The 16,528-nt window shown below is 38.9% G+C and carries 16 protein-coding genes and 1 tRNA gene; 12 read left to right on the top strand and 5 right to left on the bottom strand.

Annotated features, from left to right (window positions below; translation table 11 throughout):
* The first annotated feature begins 43 nt into the window (after positions 1–43).
* From QWT69_RS10145 to QWT69_RS10125, 6 genes are all read left to right on the top strand, one after another.
* Positions 44–634 carry a hypothetical protein gene (locus QWT69_RS10145; RefSeq protein WP_317965353.1) on the top strand — a complete coding sequence of 197 codons (591 nt, stop codon included), beginning with the start codon at positions 44–46 and terminating at the stop codon, positions 632–634.
* Between the two features lie 95 nt (positions 635–729).
* Complete coding sequence (locus QWT69_RS10140) at positions 730–1,722, top strand: hypothetical protein (protein ID WP_317965351.1); 993 nt, start codon at positions 730–732, stop codon at positions 1,720–1,722.
* A 219-nt stretch (positions 1,723–1,941) separates the two neighbouring features.
* Positions 1,942–2,316 carry a 7TM-DISM domain-containing protein gene (locus QWT69_RS17315; protein WP_431312278.1) on the top strand — a complete coding sequence of 125 codons (375 nt, stop codon included), beginning with the start codon at positions 1,942–1,944 and terminating at the stop codon, positions 2,314–2,316.
* A gap of 68 nt (positions 2,317–2,384) precedes the next feature.
* Positions 2,385–3,077 (top strand): response regulator transcription factor, encoded by a 693-nt coding sequence (locus tag QWT69_RS10135; RefSeq protein WP_317965349.1) that lies wholly within the window; start codon positions 2,385–2,387, stop codon positions 3,075–3,077.
* A gap of 73 nt (positions 3,078–3,150) precedes the next feature.
* Positions 3,151–3,555, top strand: a complete 405-nt coding sequence (locus QWT69_RS10130) for a DUF4870 domain-containing protein (RefSeq protein WP_317965347.1) — start codon at positions 3,151–3,153, stop codon at positions 3,553–3,555.
* 125 nt (positions 3,556–3,680) lie between these two features.
* On the top strand, positions 3,681–5,471 hold the full coding sequence (locus QWT69_RS10125) for a S9 family peptidase (protein ID WP_317965345.1): 1,791 nt from the start codon (positions 3,681–3,683) through the stop codon (positions 5,469–5,471).
* Between the two features lie 58 nt (positions 5,472–5,529).
* Here the strand turns inward: QWT69_RS10125 and QWT69_RS10120 are convergent, their stop codons facing one another.
* Complete coding sequence (locus QWT69_RS10120) at positions 5,530–6,087, bottom strand: SLOG family protein (protein WP_317965343.1); 558 nt, start codon at positions 6,085–6,087, stop codon at positions 5,530–5,532.
* Positions 6,088–6,837: 750 nt separating this feature from the next.
* Between QWT69_RS10120 and QWT69_RS10110 the strand changes: the two genes are divergently transcribed.
* On the top strand, positions 6,838–7,254 hold the full coding sequence (locus QWT69_RS10110) for a pyridoxamine 5'-phosphate oxidase family protein (RefSeq protein WP_317965341.1): 417 nt from the start codon (positions 6,838–6,840) through the stop codon (positions 7,252–7,254).
* Positions 7,255–7,312: 58 nt separating this feature from the next.
* Here the strand turns inward: QWT69_RS10110 and QWT69_RS10105 are convergent, their stop codons facing one another.
* Complete coding sequence (locus QWT69_RS10105) at positions 7,313–7,810, bottom strand: TspO/MBR family protein (RefSeq protein ID WP_317965339.1); 498 nt, start codon at positions 7,808–7,810, stop codon at positions 7,313–7,315.
* Between the two features lie 150 nt (positions 7,811–7,960).
* Between QWT69_RS10105 and QWT69_RS10100 the strand changes: the two genes are divergently transcribed.
* The 3 genes from QWT69_RS10100 (at position 7,961) to QWT69_RS10090 (ending at position 12,001) form a co-directional block, all read left to right on the top strand.
* The gene (locus QWT69_RS10100) at positions 7,961–9,280 is read left to right on the top strand and encodes a sodium-dependent transporter (protein ID WP_317965337.1); all 1,320 of its coding nucleotides are present in this window, start codon (positions 7,961–7,963) and stop codon (positions 9,278–9,280) included.
* Between the two features lie 135 nt (positions 9,281–9,415).
* Positions 9,416–10,600, top strand: a complete 1,185-nt coding sequence (locus QWT69_RS10095; protein ID WP_317965335.1) for an AAA family ATPase — start codon at positions 9,416–9,418, stop codon at positions 10,598–10,600.
* Positions 10,601–10,618: 18 nt separating this feature from the next.
* The gene (locus QWT69_RS10090; RefSeq protein WP_317965333.1) at positions 10,619–12,001 is read left to right on the top strand and encodes a vWA domain-containing protein; all 1,383 of its coding nucleotides are present in this window, start codon (positions 10,619–10,621) and stop codon (positions 11,999–12,001) included.
* A 108-nt stretch (positions 12,002–12,109) separates the two neighbouring features.
* On the opposite strand, the gene QWT69_RS10085 is transcribed toward QWT69_RS10090, so the two are convergent.
* Positions 12,110–12,182, bottom strand: a tRNA-Val gene (locus QWT69_RS10085).
* Between the two features lie 98 nt (positions 12,183–12,280).
* Here QWT69_RS10085 and QWT69_RS10080 point away from each other — a divergent pair.
* Positions 12,281–13,150, top strand: a complete 870-nt coding sequence (locus QWT69_RS10080; protein WP_317965331.1) for a DNA-3-methyladenine glycosylase family protein — start codon at positions 12,281–12,283, stop codon at positions 13,148–13,150.
* Between the two features lie 40 nt (positions 13,151–13,190).
* Here QWT69_RS10080 and QWT69_RS10075 read toward each other — a convergent pair whose 3' ends face one another.
* Complete coding sequence (locus QWT69_RS10075; protein WP_317965329.1) at positions 13,191–13,352, bottom strand: hypothetical protein; 162 nt, start codon at positions 13,350–13,352, stop codon at positions 13,191–13,193.
* A gap of 361 nt (positions 13,353–13,713) precedes the next feature.
* Between QWT69_RS10075 and QWT69_RS10070 the strand changes: the two genes are divergently transcribed.
* Positions 13,714–15,072 carry an aldehyde dehydrogenase gene (locus QWT69_RS10070; protein WP_317971035.1) on the top strand — a complete coding sequence of 453 codons (1,359 nt, stop codon included), beginning with the start codon at positions 13,714–13,716 and terminating at the stop codon, positions 15,070–15,072.
* A gap of 84 nt (positions 15,073–15,156) precedes the next feature.
* Here QWT69_RS10070 and QWT69_RS10065 read toward each other — a convergent pair whose 3' ends face one another.
* Positions 15,157–16,452, bottom strand: coding sequence for a two-component system sensor histidine kinase NtrB (locus QWT69_RS10065; protein WP_317965327.1), 1,296 nt, complete (start codon positions 16,450–16,452; stop codon positions 15,157–15,159).
* Between the last annotated feature and the right edge of the window lie 76 nt (positions 16,453–16,528).

The raw sequence follows: 16,528 nt of genomic DNA, 5'->3' as shown, positions 1-16,528 counted from the left end.
TCATCTCTTACAGTAAAGATAGAAAATAGTTGGGGGAGATAAGATGAATTTTCGTTTACCTTTCATATTACTACTAATGTCCGTTGTTCTAGCTGGATGTTCTTTCTCGTTTGGAGATGGAGAAACGCTTGAAATTTCCAAGGATGGTGTCCATACAGTCGCTAGCGAAAAAGATGTGAAAAAAAAGGATATTGAAGTTGAAGTGGAAATAACAGACGAAGCAATGAAAGATGAAACAGATGATTCTAATGCAGAAGAATCGAGTTTGGCGGATAAATTAACAAATAAACAAGACTGCGAAGAAGATTACGAAGATTTGTATGAACTAATGCCTGAAAATCTTGCTATGCCTGATTGTGCTACAGTTACTTCGACATCCACGAGAGTTTATGATCATGCCACTGAACAGTATGGAGAATATAATGTCGAAAAGTCATGGAAAGAACTTTATGCATTGTACAAAGAGTTTTTGGAAAACAACAGATATTCCATTACAACCCAGAGTAAATCAGAAAGTGGTGGGAAAATCTATGGGGAGAAAGAGTTGAAGACTTTTATTATTGAATTTAAAGAAGGAAACGATGGTGTGACAAGAGTATGGTTGAATGAACGAACGGAGAAAACGACAGAATAATTAAATTTGTAAACAGAATTGAATCACGTCTAGATAACTCTGTATCAAACTACTTACACAGTAAAACGTTTTACGTTGAGGAAGGAGCAGGAATTTTGTCTACAATCCAGTTGATCACCAAAACAATCCCTTTTTTACTTATGCGCTTGCTAATTTATGGCGTCTTTGCAGTTGTTGCACTCGTCTTCTTAGGCATAATGATTGGAATCGGTTTTCTATTGCATAAAGTGTTCGGTGACAGTTCGATGGCTTTCATTGTTCTTATGGTGATCACTTTCGGGGTCATACGTGGTGGACTACGGTTCCTTGAACAATATGTGCTCTATATAGTAAAGGTTGGCCACATTTCCGTAGTTGTCGAACTGATCAAGACTGGGAAAATACCAGAAGGAAAAGGGCAGATTGCATATGGGAAGGAACAAGTGAAGCAAAACTTTGGTACAGCGAACGTTGCCTTTGTCGTCGACAAAGCGGTGCATGGAGCTGTCCGGCAAATTCAACGATGGGTATTGCGGGTAGGCGATTCTTTTAGTTTTGTTCCAGGCATAAAAAACATCATTGGAATCGTCAATGCAATCATGTCTGTCAGCTTGAATTATATTGACGAAGCAGTCGTCAGCTATATCATTCTTAGAAAGAATGAGAAAAGGGAAGAAAATGTGTGGAAGTCTGCATGTGATGGGGTCGTATTATATGCACAAAGCTGGAAGGGTATTTTAAAAACTGCAACAGGAGCGGTTATATTCATCTTCGCATTTGGTATTGTAACCTTTCTGATTTTTGCTCTTCCCTTAATGGGCCTGTCTAAATTGTTGACATTGAACAATCCCGATATGGGTATGTTTTTTGGATTCATAGCCCTTATTGGTGCCTATATACTGACCCTGACTATGAAAAGAGCATTAATTGATCCGTTGGTTACAATTGCCATGGTGAATACGTACCAAAAAAGTATTTATAACGAAACGCCATCTGTTGACCTGCACAACAAATTACTCGGTGTATCTTCTAAATTTAAAACATTGGCAAACAAAAGTAAAGAGCCTGAGCCGGCAAGGAAAGCAGAAGTTGTGGAATCAGCTATTTAGTCATATCGACCGTTCCTTGATAATAGGGGACGGTTTTTCTTGTATAAAAAAATAAATAGAGTTGTAAAAATCTAACAGTTGTTCTATCATTAATTAAATAGTCATAATATTTTACGTGTGATTGAATAATTGATTTCTATACTTTTTACAAAAGAAGTCTCGGAGAGTTGCAAGTAGTTGCGAAAGCGAAAGTATTATCTATTTTCCTTCGTTTAACGATTGTTGTATATCACAATAGGAGTAAATGGTATTCAATCCACAATTGGAAACACTGGAACTTCAAATGCTATTGAACTTCTTTCATCAGTAGAAAAGACACCGTTTACAAAAGCACTTCATTTTTTGAAGATCGAACGAATCTACTTCCAATTGACGAAGTTCTATTGGCTAGTAAATTTATATCAAACAGTAACAAACTTCGGATATAGAACTACGACTTATTGGGTAAATTTCAAACTAATTAATCAGACTGACCTGACAAAACGTCTAGTTGAAATAACTTATCCACCACTAATTGAAATAGAAATCTTTCTGTTTTTAGCAATGAAATCGTTCAAGTGCATTATGGTGAGTTGTCCAACACGAGTGAGTTAGGGGAAGTCCGCAGTTTTGCATGAGCTGCCAATGTACGTAAACCGAATGGAGAAAGGAGTGTAGTAGTTGTGCCAAAGCAGTCTGTGTTAATTGTAGAAGATGAGTTGGGCATTCGTGAACTTCTTCATTTATTTCTGAAAAAAATTGGGTACTGTGTGTACGAGGCCGAGGATGGTTTGTCCGCAATTGAAATCGTTAAGGAAAAGCATCCTGACGTTATCTTGCTGGATATTGAAATGCCTGGAATGAATGGATTTGAAACTTGTAAAAGAATCCGTCAAACATCGTTAGTTCCAATTTTGTTTGTGAGTTGCAAAAGAGATGCCGAAGACAAAATGTTAGGTTTCACCGTCGGGGGAGATGATTATATAACAAAGCCCTTTAACTTTCAGGAATTAGAAATGAGGATTCAGGCTCTGTTAAGAAGGGATGAATGGATAACAGAGAATACAAGACAGTCATCAATCATTCGCGCGGGAGAGTTGAAAATTGATAGTGAACGATGTGAAGTTTTTTATAAAGGAAAGCCTGTCCAATTACTCCATAAAGAGTTTCAGTTACTTCTGGTCCTCGCACAACATCCTTCACGAGTATGGAACTCCGAGCAACTATACGATCATATTTGGGGATACCATACAGATGGTACACCTGAAACTGTGAAAGTGCATATAAGCAATTTAAGGAAAAAGTTGAATCAACATTCAGGTAGAAATGATTTTATCAAGACGGTAAGGGGATTCGGATATAAGTTTGCTATTTAACCGTCCCTTAACGTTCAAGATGTATCATTCTCTATACACATCAATATAGTAGTAGAAAAGGAGGGATATCAAGTTGAGCGAAAATGAACATGTAAATAAAACGGATGCAAGTAATGAAAGTACATCCTTACCCGCAGCAATGAATACAGAGCAGCGAAAAACGTCTATTGGACTTACTGAAAATGTCGGCGGGATGCTTTGCTATATCTTTATTATTGGGCTAGTCTTCCTATTCATGGAAAAGGAAAATCGTTTTATCCGATTCCATGCATTACAAGCTGTATTTACAGCGGTAGCAGTTTTATTAATTAGTATCTTATTGGGCTTTATCCCAATCATCGGTTTCATTTTAAGCTTACTAATGGGTCCAGTTGTGTTTGGATTGATGATCTTCATGATGTACCAAGCATATCAAGGAAAGTATTTTAAACTGCCTTTCATCGGTGATATGGTGGAAAAACAATTAGAAAAAGCTTGAGTAAAAACTACCCTATGTTTGGGTAGTTTTTTGTTAAGTGTGGTTATTCATTCAAAATTGAAAAATGAATTTAAAAGATGATATACTAATAGACAAATAGACGTTTCATCTAGGGAGGAATAAGAGTGGTAACATTCGCAAAACCTACAGTTGAACAGTTTTTCAGGACATATGCAATTACAAATTTCGCTGTAAACAGTGATGAAACAAAGCTCGTGTTTAACACGAATCTGAATGGCAAAATGAATTTATGGGCTATGGATTTGCCGAGTACATCTCCGTACTTATTTGCCCATCGTGACGAATCATGTAATTTCATTAAATTTGCACCGGGAAATAATCTGGTCCTTGCTGGATTTGATAAAGATGGGGATGAAAACTATCAGATTTATGCTATTCCATTTGAGGGCGGTTTGCCGCAGCCTTTAATAACTGGTGAGCCGGATGAAAAATATTACTTTAGCCATTTGAGTGAAGATGGCAAGCGTGTCTATTATGTAACATCAAAAGAAAACCCGTCTTTCCTGAACACCCATATTCGCAATCTGGAAAGTGGTGTGGATACGCTTATAAATATCGGCGAAACTTCACCAACTGAATTGGCAGCTGTGTCAGATGATGAGAAATCATTCGTATATTCTCGTGCTTTTGCAAATACGTATGCTATAAGTTTCGTCAAAACTGGTGAGGAAACATTGTATCTTACACCCGATCCTGAAAAAGTACATGTCGCTTATGATCCGATATTCACAGACAACGAAACAATCTTTTTTGTGACGGATTATGAAAGTGACAATGCATATTTGGCTAAATTTGAAATCGCATCCAAGTCCTTTTCTAAAGTGTTGGAAGTCGAAGGTGAAAGTATTCAGACGATTAAATGGAATAAAGAGAACGGGGATATGTATGTTCTAACGATAAATGGTGTAACGGACAAATTATACCGTTATTCGGTAGACGGCGGGGACTTAGCGGATTGCGATCTTCCAGTCGATGTCATCGACCAAATCCACTATACCAAATCTGGAAATGTGTACATCCTAGGAAGAAGCGCTACAAATCCGCAAAATATTTATTTGTCCAAAGACGGGAAAGAGTGGAAACGCCTGACAGAAAATCGAGTGCTAGGTGTTAGCAAGGATGACATGGTCGACCCAGAAGTCATTTCCTATACATCATTTGATGGCATGGAAATTGAAGCATTATTATTCAAAGCAAAGCCCGAAAATGATAACGGCTTTACAATTTTCTGGCCGCATGGTGGACCACAAGCATCTGAAAGGAAAATGTTCCGTTCGATGTTCCAATGCTTCCTGAATCGTGGCTATACAATTTTTGCCCCGAACTTTAGAGGGAGTACAGGTTACGGTTCAGCGTTTACGAAACTGGTTGAACAGGATTGGGGAGAGGGACCTCGTCTGGATTGTCTTGCGGGAATCGATTGGTTAATCGAAAACGGAATAACGGACAGTAATCGCTTATTCCTCGTTGGGGGAAGTTATGGTGGCTATATGGCATTGTTACTTCATGGAAGGCATGCAGAGTATTTCAAAGCTGTTGTAGACATTTTCGGACCATCTGATTTATTCACATTTGTCAATTCGGTACCACTACACTGGAAGCCAATTATGGAAAGATGGCTTGGTGATCCTGAGCGTGACAAGGAACGCTTTATCAACGATTCACCTGTCACCTATTTGAATGGAATGACTAAACCGATGCTTGTCATCCAAGGGGCGAAGGATCCACGTGTCGTGAAGGAAGAGTCCGATCAAATCGTAGCCAAATTGCAAGAACAAGGCCGGGATGTTGAATATCTTGTATTAGATGATGAAGGGCATGGCTTCTCCAAAAAGGAAAACGAAATTAAAGTCTATGAGATGATGCTGGACTTTTTAGAAAAGCATCAGAAATGAAAATGAAAACAGCTGTTTACCAGAGTGAATGTAACTGGTAACAGCTGTTTTTTATACGTTAATCCCAATCTTTCCGTTGTAAATCTTCTGCTATCAATTGAAGATCATCAGCCGAAATCGTCAATACTTCATAATCACTTTTCTCAGCATAGCTCATTGCCATCTTTTTCATGAATTTCGGTGAACCATCATTTTCTTCATCGTAGACTATTAATATTCCATCCGAATTACGCAACAGAAACTTATCCTTCTCGATGAATTGCCATGGTGCTTCATAAGGCCGTTTTGTTAAGCTGACGGTATAGTCTGCATGCGAGAGTATGAATTCATATGCCTGCTTCTTTGCGTCATTCCAGTTTTTGTCCTGTTCTTCAAATGGCGTGATGATAGCGATTTGTAAATCAGGAAAGTCTTCCTGTAGGTCAATTGCCGTTTCCGCAGCCCATGTTTCGACTCCTGGCTGACCGCTCATAATAATCCACTCGAGACCGGCTTCAAGCAATGGAGTTAGACGGCTTTCAAGTGCTTTCTTAATAATTGGTATTCCTGCATGTTTATCGTCGAAAATACCTAATTCATGGCTTTTATAGCCTGTTACGACAAGTCGTTTAATCATATACTCAATCCTTTTTTCTGTTCAATTGTATGGTTTAGTAGTTGTAAGTAACTGGGGGGAAATCTCATCAGTGATTGCCAATTTAGGAAAATTTGTTGCCCAGTCTTACATAAATGATTGTGTAGCATTTTAAGCTTGCATTAGGTTCTTCCTACTATTGCTTTGCTATTATCCGTTTTCTTATTATACTTCATTCTATTACTTTTGCAGAGCAGTGGATTGATGCCCAAATTGCTTTCGGTCAAAAAATCACAATTCGTGATCTTAAAGTACCTTGCATAGTAAAAGTATTCATGGATAGTTGACAAATTGTTTTGCATGCATTGCTCTAAGAATCGACAGGTTTATGAGGTAAATAAAAAACACCACTCTAAATTGAGTGGTGTCATGTATGAAAAAGCATGAAGTTAAAATTAAAAGCCGCGTTTGCCGTATCGTTAATCATGAAAGTTTTAAACCACCACTCCTCAAAGTGGGTGTTCGCAAAAACATTCCTGTTTGTCCCGATTGACTAAGTGAACCGGGCTTGCCATTCCTGTTTTTATATAAAACTCCCTTTTACAGCTTAAAGGTTAAAACTTATGTGAATACGAACAATGCAGCTTATATTTATATAATACGCGTACCTCTTTCAAATATCAATGAGAAAATCTTCCTTATTGAATTATAGGTCTAAGAGTGCTGTTAAATGTTTAGTTTCCCTCGTTTATAGGAAGAGTTAAGGGAGACTTTTAATAAGGAGTGGTAGAAATGGATACAAAGAAAACTGCACGTAAAATTTTAGACGAAAGCTTCATTGGTACAATGGCTACCGTGCAAAACGGGAAACCGTTCAGCAGGTACATGACTTTCTTTAATGACGAGTTTACACTTTACACTGCAACATCGAAACAGACGGATAAGGTTGATGAACTTGAAGACAATCCGAACACACATATCCTCATCGGTTATGACGGTGACGGATTTGGCGACGCTTACTTGGAAGTGATGGGAACAGTGAACATTTCAGATGATGAAGCTGTTAAAGAGAAAGTGTGGAACGATCAGATGAAGTCATGGTTCACAGGCCCAGAAGATCCGAACCTCGTCATTCTCAAAATAACACCCGAATCAATGCGTCTCATGAACAAAAAAGGCGAAGAACCTCAAGAAATTAATTTCAGTTAAACGCACTATAAAATCCCTTGCATCTTAGTTGCAAGGGATTTCTTCATTCATTTTGCATTCATTTATTCAATTGCCAAGTAGTGTAATTCAAGCATAACGCGAATGCAACCCATCCGATATACGGAATCATCAATGTGCCAGCGGTTTTGTCGACAGTATAAAATTCATATGTCGTTAAAGCAATTGTGGCCAAAAGAATCGTCATCTCGATTAGTGCGGTTCCCCGCAATCCCCATCTGAAATAAAGGAAAGACCACAAATAGTTCAAACCAAGTTGTATTTCGTATGAGGGAATTGCGGTAGGTTCACGAAATCCGAATTCTTTTTTTCGTTCAACCCGATATTTTGCCAAGCCCATCATTCCATATAACGTTGTCCATGCAATTGGGAATGCGGAAGGTGGAGGAGAAAAAGAGGGTTTTTTTAGCTTTTTATATTTCTCCTGTGTATTTCGATTGGCGATCCATCCTGTAATCGATCCTCCGATAATCGGTAACAGAATTCCCACAGCGACGCGTTTAGAATCTAGTCGACCATTCACTTTTAGTAGTTCCATTATCCTGCCTCCTGTCCATTGCTCGTATGATTCCCTTTATTCGAAAGATAAAACAGTTAACGAAATAATAAATAACTTCATGTTCATATGCATCATACGGTATACTAATACAAAATTAGAAGTGACACTAGAATTGAAACGGGTGATTGAGTGAAACAACGTGAGCAATGGACTTCAAAAATCGGTTTTGTACTGGCGGCTGCAGGCAGTGCAATAGGGCTTGGGGCAATTTGGAAATTTCCCTATATGGCAGGTACGAATGGCGGAAGTGTCTTCGTTCTATTATTTATTATTTGTACGTTAGTAATCGGTTTACCGGTTTTGTTAGCTGAATTTGTAATCGGTAGGAGAGGGAAGAGCGATGCAGTCACTTCTCTAAAGAAGCTTGCGCCTGGGCGTAAATGGCATTGGATTGGATGGATGGGATTAGGATCATCATTCATACTCTTGTCTTTTTATAGCGTAGTTGGTGGGTGGATCCTTTCTTATTTGGCCAGAGCGCTATTTTTTAAATTGGAAACAACAGATCATAGTGAATTGTTCAATTCAATCATTGCGGATCCAGTTGAAGTACTCGTTGGACAGGCCATTTTTATGGTGTTGACTATCTGGATTGTACAAAGTGGTATAAGGGGCGGAATTGAACGTGCGAGCCGATTAATGATGCCGCTGTTGTTCATTTTTTTCATCTTGCTGGCAATTAGGTCGTTAACGCTAGATGGCGCGATGGAAGGTATTCGTTTCCTATTTGTCCCCGATTGGTCTTATTTGACGAGCAAGACGCTTCTAATGGCACTGGGACAAGCGTTTTTCTCACTAAGCGTAGGCGTAACGGCAATGATGACGTATGCTTCTTATTTGCAGAAAGAAGAAAAACTCGGCCAATCGGCATTTAACGTCTCCATTCTTAATATTGTCATTTCCCTACTAGCGGGGATTGTTATTTTTCCGGCAGTCTTTGCACTCGGGCAATCACCTGCGGAAGGACCGGGTCTTATTTTTGTTGTGTTACCAGCGATTTTTAATGAAATTCCCTTTGGTGGTTTCTTTATCATCGTGTTTTTCATTCTCATGCTGTTTGCGACTCTGACGTCATCGATTTCAATGTTAGAAATCGTTGTATCGACTGGCATACGGAAAAAGTATGATCGTAGAAGACGCGCTGCGTGGATGTTTGGGGCGCTTATCTTTATCGTCGGCATACCAAGCGCCTTGTCATTCGGTGTACTAGCAAACGTCGAAATGCCCGGCGGAACAATTTTCGATTTTGCGGACTTACTCACAAGCCGAATAGGGTTACCGATTGGGGCTTTACTTATCTCGATCTTCGCTGGGTATGTTTTATCATCTGCCGAAACCGATGATGAATTACGAATGCACCCTTATTTGAACAAACTGTGGAAATTTATCGTCCGTTTCATAGCGCCGATTGCGATTGTTATTATATTTATCGCTTCATTTTTATCTTGACTCATGAGATATCTAAAGGATAGCCTGTGTGTCGATGAACGATTCGTTCATTGATATACAGGCTTTTTTCTTTTAGAATAGCACACGTCAAAATTGGAAAAGCTTTGTGTACGTAAGATGAAGGAGGATAAAGTGATGGAGGAAAGTCTTTCAAAATTAATGGATATTAAAAATGCGGTGAATGCGAAATTTTATGAACGTGAAAAAGAAGTAGAGGCGCTTTTAATTGCGCTGCTTGCTCGTCAACATATACTGCTTATCGGTCCGGCGGGAACAGCTAAATCCGCATTGGCGATTGAGTTTGCGAAAATAATTGATGGTGGAAAGTACTTTCAGTGGTTGCTTACAAGGTTTAGCACCCCAGAAGAAGTATTTGGTCCATTATCGTTAAAAGACTTAGAACATGGTATTTACAAACGAAATACGGAAACGAAAATGCCAGAAGCACATCTTGTCTTTCTCGATGAAATCTTCAAAGCGAACAGCGCGATTTTAAATAGTCTGCTAACAATTATTAATGAAAGGTTATTTTATAATGGCGGCACACCTACAAAGGTTCCTCTTATATCTGTGATAGGAGCATCAAATGAATACCCGGAAGAAGGAGAAGGGCTTGAAGCACTCTTCGACCGATTTCTTTTCAGGTATGAAGTGGACTATATCGAGAATGAAAACAACTTTCTTTCGATGTTAAAAAATGAGGGTACTATTTCCTCTCAACTTTCCTTGAAAATTGATGAATTGACTGAACTTCAGGCGTTGGCTGACAACGTAATCGTTTCTGACGAAGTTTACACAGCGCTAGCCAGAATTCGAAAAGACCTCCGTGATGAAGGGATAAGGCCTTCAGATCGTCGATTTAAACAGTCGATACGCATTTTACAGGCGCGAGCATTGATTAACAAGCGAGGTGCTGTGAAGGTGGATGATCTCGTCATTCTCGAAAATGTTTTGTGGGAACTAACAGATGAGAGAGGTACGACGTCGGTCATTGTTCGCAGACATGCAATGGATTATGTTATCCGCAAACTCGATTCGATACAATCGGAGGCAATTGAAGTGTTTAATATCGTTCTTGGCGATCAGTCCGAAGAAGCAGGGATGGAAGGCGCTCAGAAGATGAAATCGTTAATCACCGATTTGACTAAGTTCAGTGAGAATAATCCAGATAGAGCTTCAGAAATCGACCGAATGCTTGTAAAAGTGAAAGCGATGCAAGAAGAAGTGCTGACGTATCTAATGGAACCATTGTATTCTGACGGGCCAGCAAAATTGCGGAAAATGAGGAAGGAAGCATCGAGCTTCTACTACAATTCATAAGATTAAGGAGACCGACGAATGAAGAATCATTCGGTTTTAAATACGGATTTATTTGACAGAAGGCGATTTGGTGAACTGTTTGATATGTCGGAAAAGCTTCAGCAGATTGAACATGAAGCGGTGCTGCCATTAATGGAAGCACTTCTTTGTGACGTATGGGCTTGCCTATATAAAATGAAACCGGAAATCAGGACAGACGATACACATGCAGCATTACAAATGCATCGTATGCTTTTACGAAACATTATTGAACATGAATCCTATAGTGAATTTCACTGCATCACTCGGCTGAATGATTTAGCGGCCATCGTTGGTACGATAAAGATTGGAGAGCTGATCAACAAGTACTTTGTTGCACAATTGGAGCAGCGGTTGGATTTGTGTCCCTTATTACACGTTGTAAAATCAACGCAAGATGATTTCATAAAATCTGTGGAAGAAGTTAGTGGCTTAGGATTGAGTGACGGAATAGAGTTTGAACAATCCATTATGGATTATGAAGAAAACTTCATAGAGAATTTGACAGAAGTCATGCTTGAAACAAAACAAATCTACGTTAATGTAAAGTCCTTACTGGGCGGTTTGAGAGCGGGGAAAGGTGACGCGGATTTAACAAAAGTTCCTTTACGTGATCAAATTACGTTAGCCGAGAAACTTGCCGCAGATAAGCAGCTGAGAGATATCGCGGAATGGGCTGGCCGATTCAAGCAGATTGCCCGTAAAAAGCAAAAAAACCAACAGAGCGAATCAGTCGAAAGAAGAGGGATTGCAATCGGAAGCAACCTTGAACTATTGCTACCGTATGAATTAGGGTTACTTACACACCCGATTTCGAAAGTAGATTTTTTACGACGTTTCATAGAAGTGCAAACGATGCAATATAATCAGCTGGGACAGGAAGTGTTGGGGAAAGGTCCTATTATCCTTTGCCTTGATCAATCATCAAGCATGAGTAGCTTTGACAGCCAATCGAAAGGATTTGCTCTAGCTCTTATGACTCTCGCAAGAAAACAGCACCGTGATTTTTGTCTACTTACATTCTCCAAACAGACAAAGGTTTTTACATATGCAAAAGGTAAAATTAAAACGTCAGAAATGCTAATGCTTGCACGCACCTATTTAAATGGAGGAACAGACTTTACAATCGCTTTGCAAGAAGCGTTGGAAATTATCAAATTAAGCCGCTTTAAAAAAGCCGATATTATCTTTATAACAGACGGAGAAGATGAAGTGGATGAACAGTTTTTGACTTTATTCAACAAGAAAAAGAGCGAGTCGAGTTTCCAGGTTCTATCTTTAATCCTTACCGATGAATCTAAAACTGTAGAGGCTTTCTCGGATAGGGTTATCAAAATTGTCGACTTTGAGGATGACGGAAGTTTTACTGCCTTTGAGGTGTAACTTCATATAATTGAATAGAAAAAAACAGATCCTAGGCATCCGGCCTAATAGATCTGCTTTGGAGAAGTATCGTTGTTCCGACAATACTTCCGAGGGTTTGGCACCCAATGATTCCTACTGGGCTCGAACCAGCGACCTCTACCCTGTCAAGGTAGCGCTCTCCCAGCTGAGCTAAGGAATCGGGATAAATTGTTTGCTGCACAAGTTCTATTATAGCTAATTTGAAATAGAAGTCAACACTATTTTAAAAAGTTTTTTTCTACACATAAAAAAGGTAGAATGAATTGTAAAGAGGTGAGTTCTATCGGTACTTTGATTGAATTATCTTTTGATTATGATTTCGACGAGGCGCTACAACGACTGGCATTAGATCCTGTAAATGCGGTTGATTTGCATAAACGAGAAATTCGTATTCCGATGGATGAAGGGAATATTGTCGCGCTAAAAGGAACAGGCACGAAAAGTGCTCCTGCTTTTGTCATTACGGGAAACCTGAATGAAAAGCAGATTGAGTGGGTAAGTAAGTGTTTTCACTTTCACGATTCATTGCGTCATATAACTGAACATTTCGCAGAGAGTGATCTGGAAAGACTTTTTGTACAGTATGCTGGAACACCAATTATCCGAAATTTCTCCCCATATGGTACACTTATGCGAAACATTATCCATCAACAATTGAATGTTGCATTTGCACATATACTGACATTGCGTTTCGTTGAAACGTTCGGAGCCCGACAAGAGGGTGTATGGCGATACCCGAAACCAGAAGTAATTGCAGCATTGCGGGTAGAAGATTTACAAAATCTTCAATTTAGTAGAAGGAAAGCTGAATATGTAATCGGTATATCGAAGGAAATTGTCGAAGGGGCACTTGATCTAACAAAGTTTGAGTGGATGGAAGATGCAGAGGTTGTTAACCGATTGACGAAACTGCGTGGGATTGGACCATGGACTGCGCAGAACTTTCTCATGTTTGGTCTTGGTCGCCCCAATGTGTTTCCATTGGGAGACATTGGTTTACAAAATGGGTTAAAGAAATTATGGAATATGGACAGAAAACCGACTTCGGATGAGATGCTTTCCCGCTTTCCGTACTGGTCACCTTACTTGAGTTATGCTGCGCTTTACTTATGGAAAAGTATTGAATGAAAAAAGCTTCCCCGCAATTAGCGGAAAAGCCTAGTTGGATTTATTGTGGTTTTAAATGTATTTGGTCTGAGTCTACCTGAGGATCCATTTCACCGTAGTAGAGGAAAGTTTCATCTTCAAGGTCTGAGATGCGCTCCTTGTTGAGTCCTAATGAAAGATTTCCTTCAAAAATTGTTTCCCACCAAGTTTCTGTTGTTGTCATGTCCATTTCCTCCATTTCATTCATTTGTTTTTTAGCTATTTGATAATTCTTTACCCTTGAGTATGTGAGGGTGAAACGCCAATGCATTAAAAGGAATCGTAAGGCCTATAGTTCTTAGTCATTGAAAAGGGCAAGTTAACTTCGAAAATGACTATGTTTAGTGAGTTTTATGTATACCTGGGCTTTGTGAATGAAAATATTTAAACTAAAGCTGTACTTTTAGTATATGTTGTCGACTGATTTCCCAAACTGCGTAATTGGTCGGAATTTGACGATATTAATTCAGTTCTTTTGCTATATTGACAATTTGCATTTCTAGAGGAGGAGTTTTTACGTGTCGATTGATAAAAATATAGAATCCATGATTGGCTTTCAACATAATTTCTACTTTACCGGTACAACGAAAGAATTATCTTTCAGAGTGGAAATGCTTGAACGTTTGAAAAACGCTATAAAAGAGAAAGAGAATGAAATACATGAAGCACTATTAAAAGATTTAGGAAAAAGTGCTTTCGAATCGTATGTAACAGAAGTCGGTTTCGTCCAATCGAGCATTAGTTATATGATTAAAAATCTGGAAAGCTGGATGGAGCCAGAAGAAGTGAAAACACCTTTACACCTTCAGCCAGCCAAAAGTTTTATTGTCAGTGAGCCTTATGGTTCCGTATTAATCATCGGTCCTTTCAATTATCCATTCCAACTGGTGATGGATCCTTTGGTTGGCGCAATAACGGCAGGGAATTGTGCCATTGTAAAACCGTCTGAAGCCGCACCGCATACAGCATCGGTCATTAAAAGTATATTAACGGAGATTTATCCGCCAGATTACGTTCGTGTTGTCGAAGGTGGCATCGAAGAAACGTCCGCACTTATTCATGCGCCATTCGATTACATCTTTTTTACAGGTAGTGCAAAAGTCGGTAAAGTCGTCATGAAAGCTGCCTCAGAACGTCTGACGCCGATCACTTTGGAATTGGGCGGCAAAAGTCCTGCTATCGTCGATCAGACTGCCAATTTACGTATTGCAGCGGAACGTATCGTGTGGGGGAAATTTGTCAATAACGGACAGACCTGCGTTGCGCCGGATTATGCATTAGTCCATGAAGATGTAAAAAAACAGTTTATGAAAGAAATGGTTAGTGTTATTAAAGAATTTTACGGTAACGACATTGCGAAAAGCCCGGATTATGGCAGACTCATTCATGACAAGCATTTCGATCGATTAGCCAAAATGCTGAACATGGAAAAAAACCATGTGTATTTTGGTGGTGAAGTCAATCGGGAAGACCTCTATATGAGCCCGACCCTATTAGACGGTGTGTCGTGGAACAGCCCATCAATGGAGGAAGAAATTTTCGGTCCGATTCTACCTGTCATCGGCTATCAGAATCTTGGTGAAGCGATTCATCAGATCCGCAAACTACCCAAACCGTTAGCAGCCTATCTATTTACAGAAAATGATATGGCGCAAAGATATTTCCTTGAAAACCTTTCCTTTGGAGGCGGCTGCATAAATGATACGATTTCGCACGTAGCAAATATCCACTTACCGTTCGGTGGGGTTGGAAATTCAGGCATGAATGCATACCATGGAAAAGCGAGTTTCGATTTATTCTCCCATAAGAAATCGGTCATGAAGAAAAACACGAAAATACCTATGCGTATTGCATTCCCGCCTTATGGGAATAAACTTTCGTTGATTAAAAAGCTATTAAAATGAATAGTAGAGTGAAAGTCAAACTATGAATAGGCAGTAATGAAAAAATCGTCCTCTTTCGCGAGGACGATTTTTTCATAATGTACTTTATGCAATTTCCATAGGCGCAGCGATTGTCGGAATTTCATTTATCGAAGTTCTCGGGAATGTGACGATGAATTCAGTTGCGTCCATTACACGGTTATTTAATTCAATTTGTCCTAAATGATCGAGCACGATTTTCTTTGTAATGACGAGTCCCAAACCGGATGCGCCTTTCTTTGTCGAGAAAAAAGGTGTGAAAATCTGATTTGCGATCGCATGAGAGATTCCTGTTCCTGAATCTCTTATTGTGACGGAAACACGGTTGTTCACAAGGGAAACTGTAAATGAAATAGCGCCATTCTTTTCAACCGCGTCCAATGCGTTTTTCATTAGATTAATAAATAGCTGTTTAAGACTGACGGCGTTACCTGATATGGTTGAAACATATTCTGCAAGATAAACGTCACAAGTAATCTTTTGTTCTATTAAGTCTTCACTGAATAACTCGACAACTTCGAATAAAATATCCTCCAAATTCAATTCAGTATGCGTTTTTAAATGAGGTTTCGATAAAATAAGAAACTCATTAACAATGAGGTTGATCCGTTCAATTTCATTTTCCATTATTTCGGTATACACTCGGTAAGGATTTTCGGAGTCAATATTCATTAACTGAATGAAACCCGAAACAGAAGTCAATGGATTACGTACTTCATGTGCAACCGAAGCGGCAAGTTCACCGAATGCATTCATTTTAATTGAATCGAATTTAATACGTTCGGCTTCAATCCGTTCAGTGATATTACGGATTATCACTGATATAGCGATGACTTCCTTATTCTCATTAAAGATAGGTGTAAGCGTCGTATCCGCAAAAAAGAGCGTTCCATCTTTGCGCATTTCTTTTGTTCGTATATTATTAAAATGCTTACCTTCTAATAGATGTTTTTGTCGTTCAATCACTTGCTCCTTTTCAGTTGGATCATAAAAATGAATGGATTTACCAATGCACTCGTCTTCGTTATAAAGATATAATTGGGTGAATGCAGGGTTTACTGCGATAATTTCGTTACTAGGAGTGAAAACTGCAATTGCATCTTGTGAATGTTCGAAAAAGAGGTCTAAATAACCTTTCTGCTTGTTCTTTTTAAAATTTAAGAAGCAAGAAAGTATCATATCGTCAACTCTGACTGAGAAAAATATTAGCGTAAAACATAAAATGAATAACAAGGCTTGTATAGAGATTAAATAAAGTGAATAACCATGCCAAATCGTTATGATTAAAAGGATTAAAACTAAAATAGCAGAAGTGATGGCTAGAAATCTAGTTCGTGTAAGTAAGGATTTTATTGTTTTCATTGAATCACCTCTTGCATAAGTAGTAATATAGATATTATACAACATATGGCTAAATCTGAATACGAAAATTTCTGAC

Source organism: Sporosarcina oncorhynchi, from assembly GCF_033304615.1.
In the GTDB taxonomy this organism is placed as follows: domain Bacteria; phylum Bacillota; class Bacilli; order Bacillales_A; family Planococcaceae; genus Sporosarcina; species Sporosarcina oncorhynchi.
This window is presented reverse-complemented; position numbering and strand designations above follow the sequence as displayed.

Excerpts from the sequence above, each read along its gene's own strand:
- QWT69_RS10070 (WP_317971035.1), top strand. The coding sequence starts at position 13,714 with ATGATTGGCTTTCAACATAATTTCTACTTTACCGGTACAACGAAAGAA.
- QWT69_RS10105 (WP_317965339.1), bottom strand. The coding sequence starts at position 7,810 with ATGGAACTACTAAAAGTGAATGGTCGACTAGATTCTAAACGCGTCGCT.
- QWT69_RS10065 (WP_317965327.1), bottom strand. The coding sequence starts at position 16,452 with ATGAAAACAATAAAATCCTTACTTACACGAACTAGATTTCTAGCCATC.
- QWT69_RS10075 (WP_317965329.1), bottom strand. The coding sequence starts at position 13,352 with ATGACAACAACAGAAACTTGGTGGGAAACAATTTTTGAAGGAAATCTT.
- QWT69_RS10095 (WP_317965335.1), top strand. The coding sequence starts at position 9,416 with ATGGAGGAAAGTCTTTCAAAATTAATGGATATTAAAAATGCGGTGAAT.
- QWT69_RS10090 (WP_317965333.1), top strand. The coding sequence starts at position 10,619 with ATGAAGAATCATTCGGTTTTAAATACGGATTTATTTGACAGAAGGCGA.
- QWT69_RS10080 (WP_317965331.1), top strand. The coding sequence starts at position 12,281 with ATGAATTGTAAAGAGGTGAGTTCTATCGGTACTTTGATTGAATTATCT.
- QWT69_RS10145 (WP_317965353.1), top strand. The coding sequence starts at position 44 with ATGAATTTTCGTTTACCTTTCATATTACTACTAATGTCCGTTGTTCTA.
- QWT69_RS10110 (WP_317965341.1), top strand. The coding sequence starts at position 6,838 with ATGGATACAAAGAAAACTGCACGTAAAATTTTAGACGAAAGCTTCATT.
- QWT69_RS10120 (WP_317965343.1), bottom strand. The coding sequence starts at position 6,087 with ATGATTAAACGACTTGTCGTAACAGGCTATAAAAGCCATGAATTAGGT.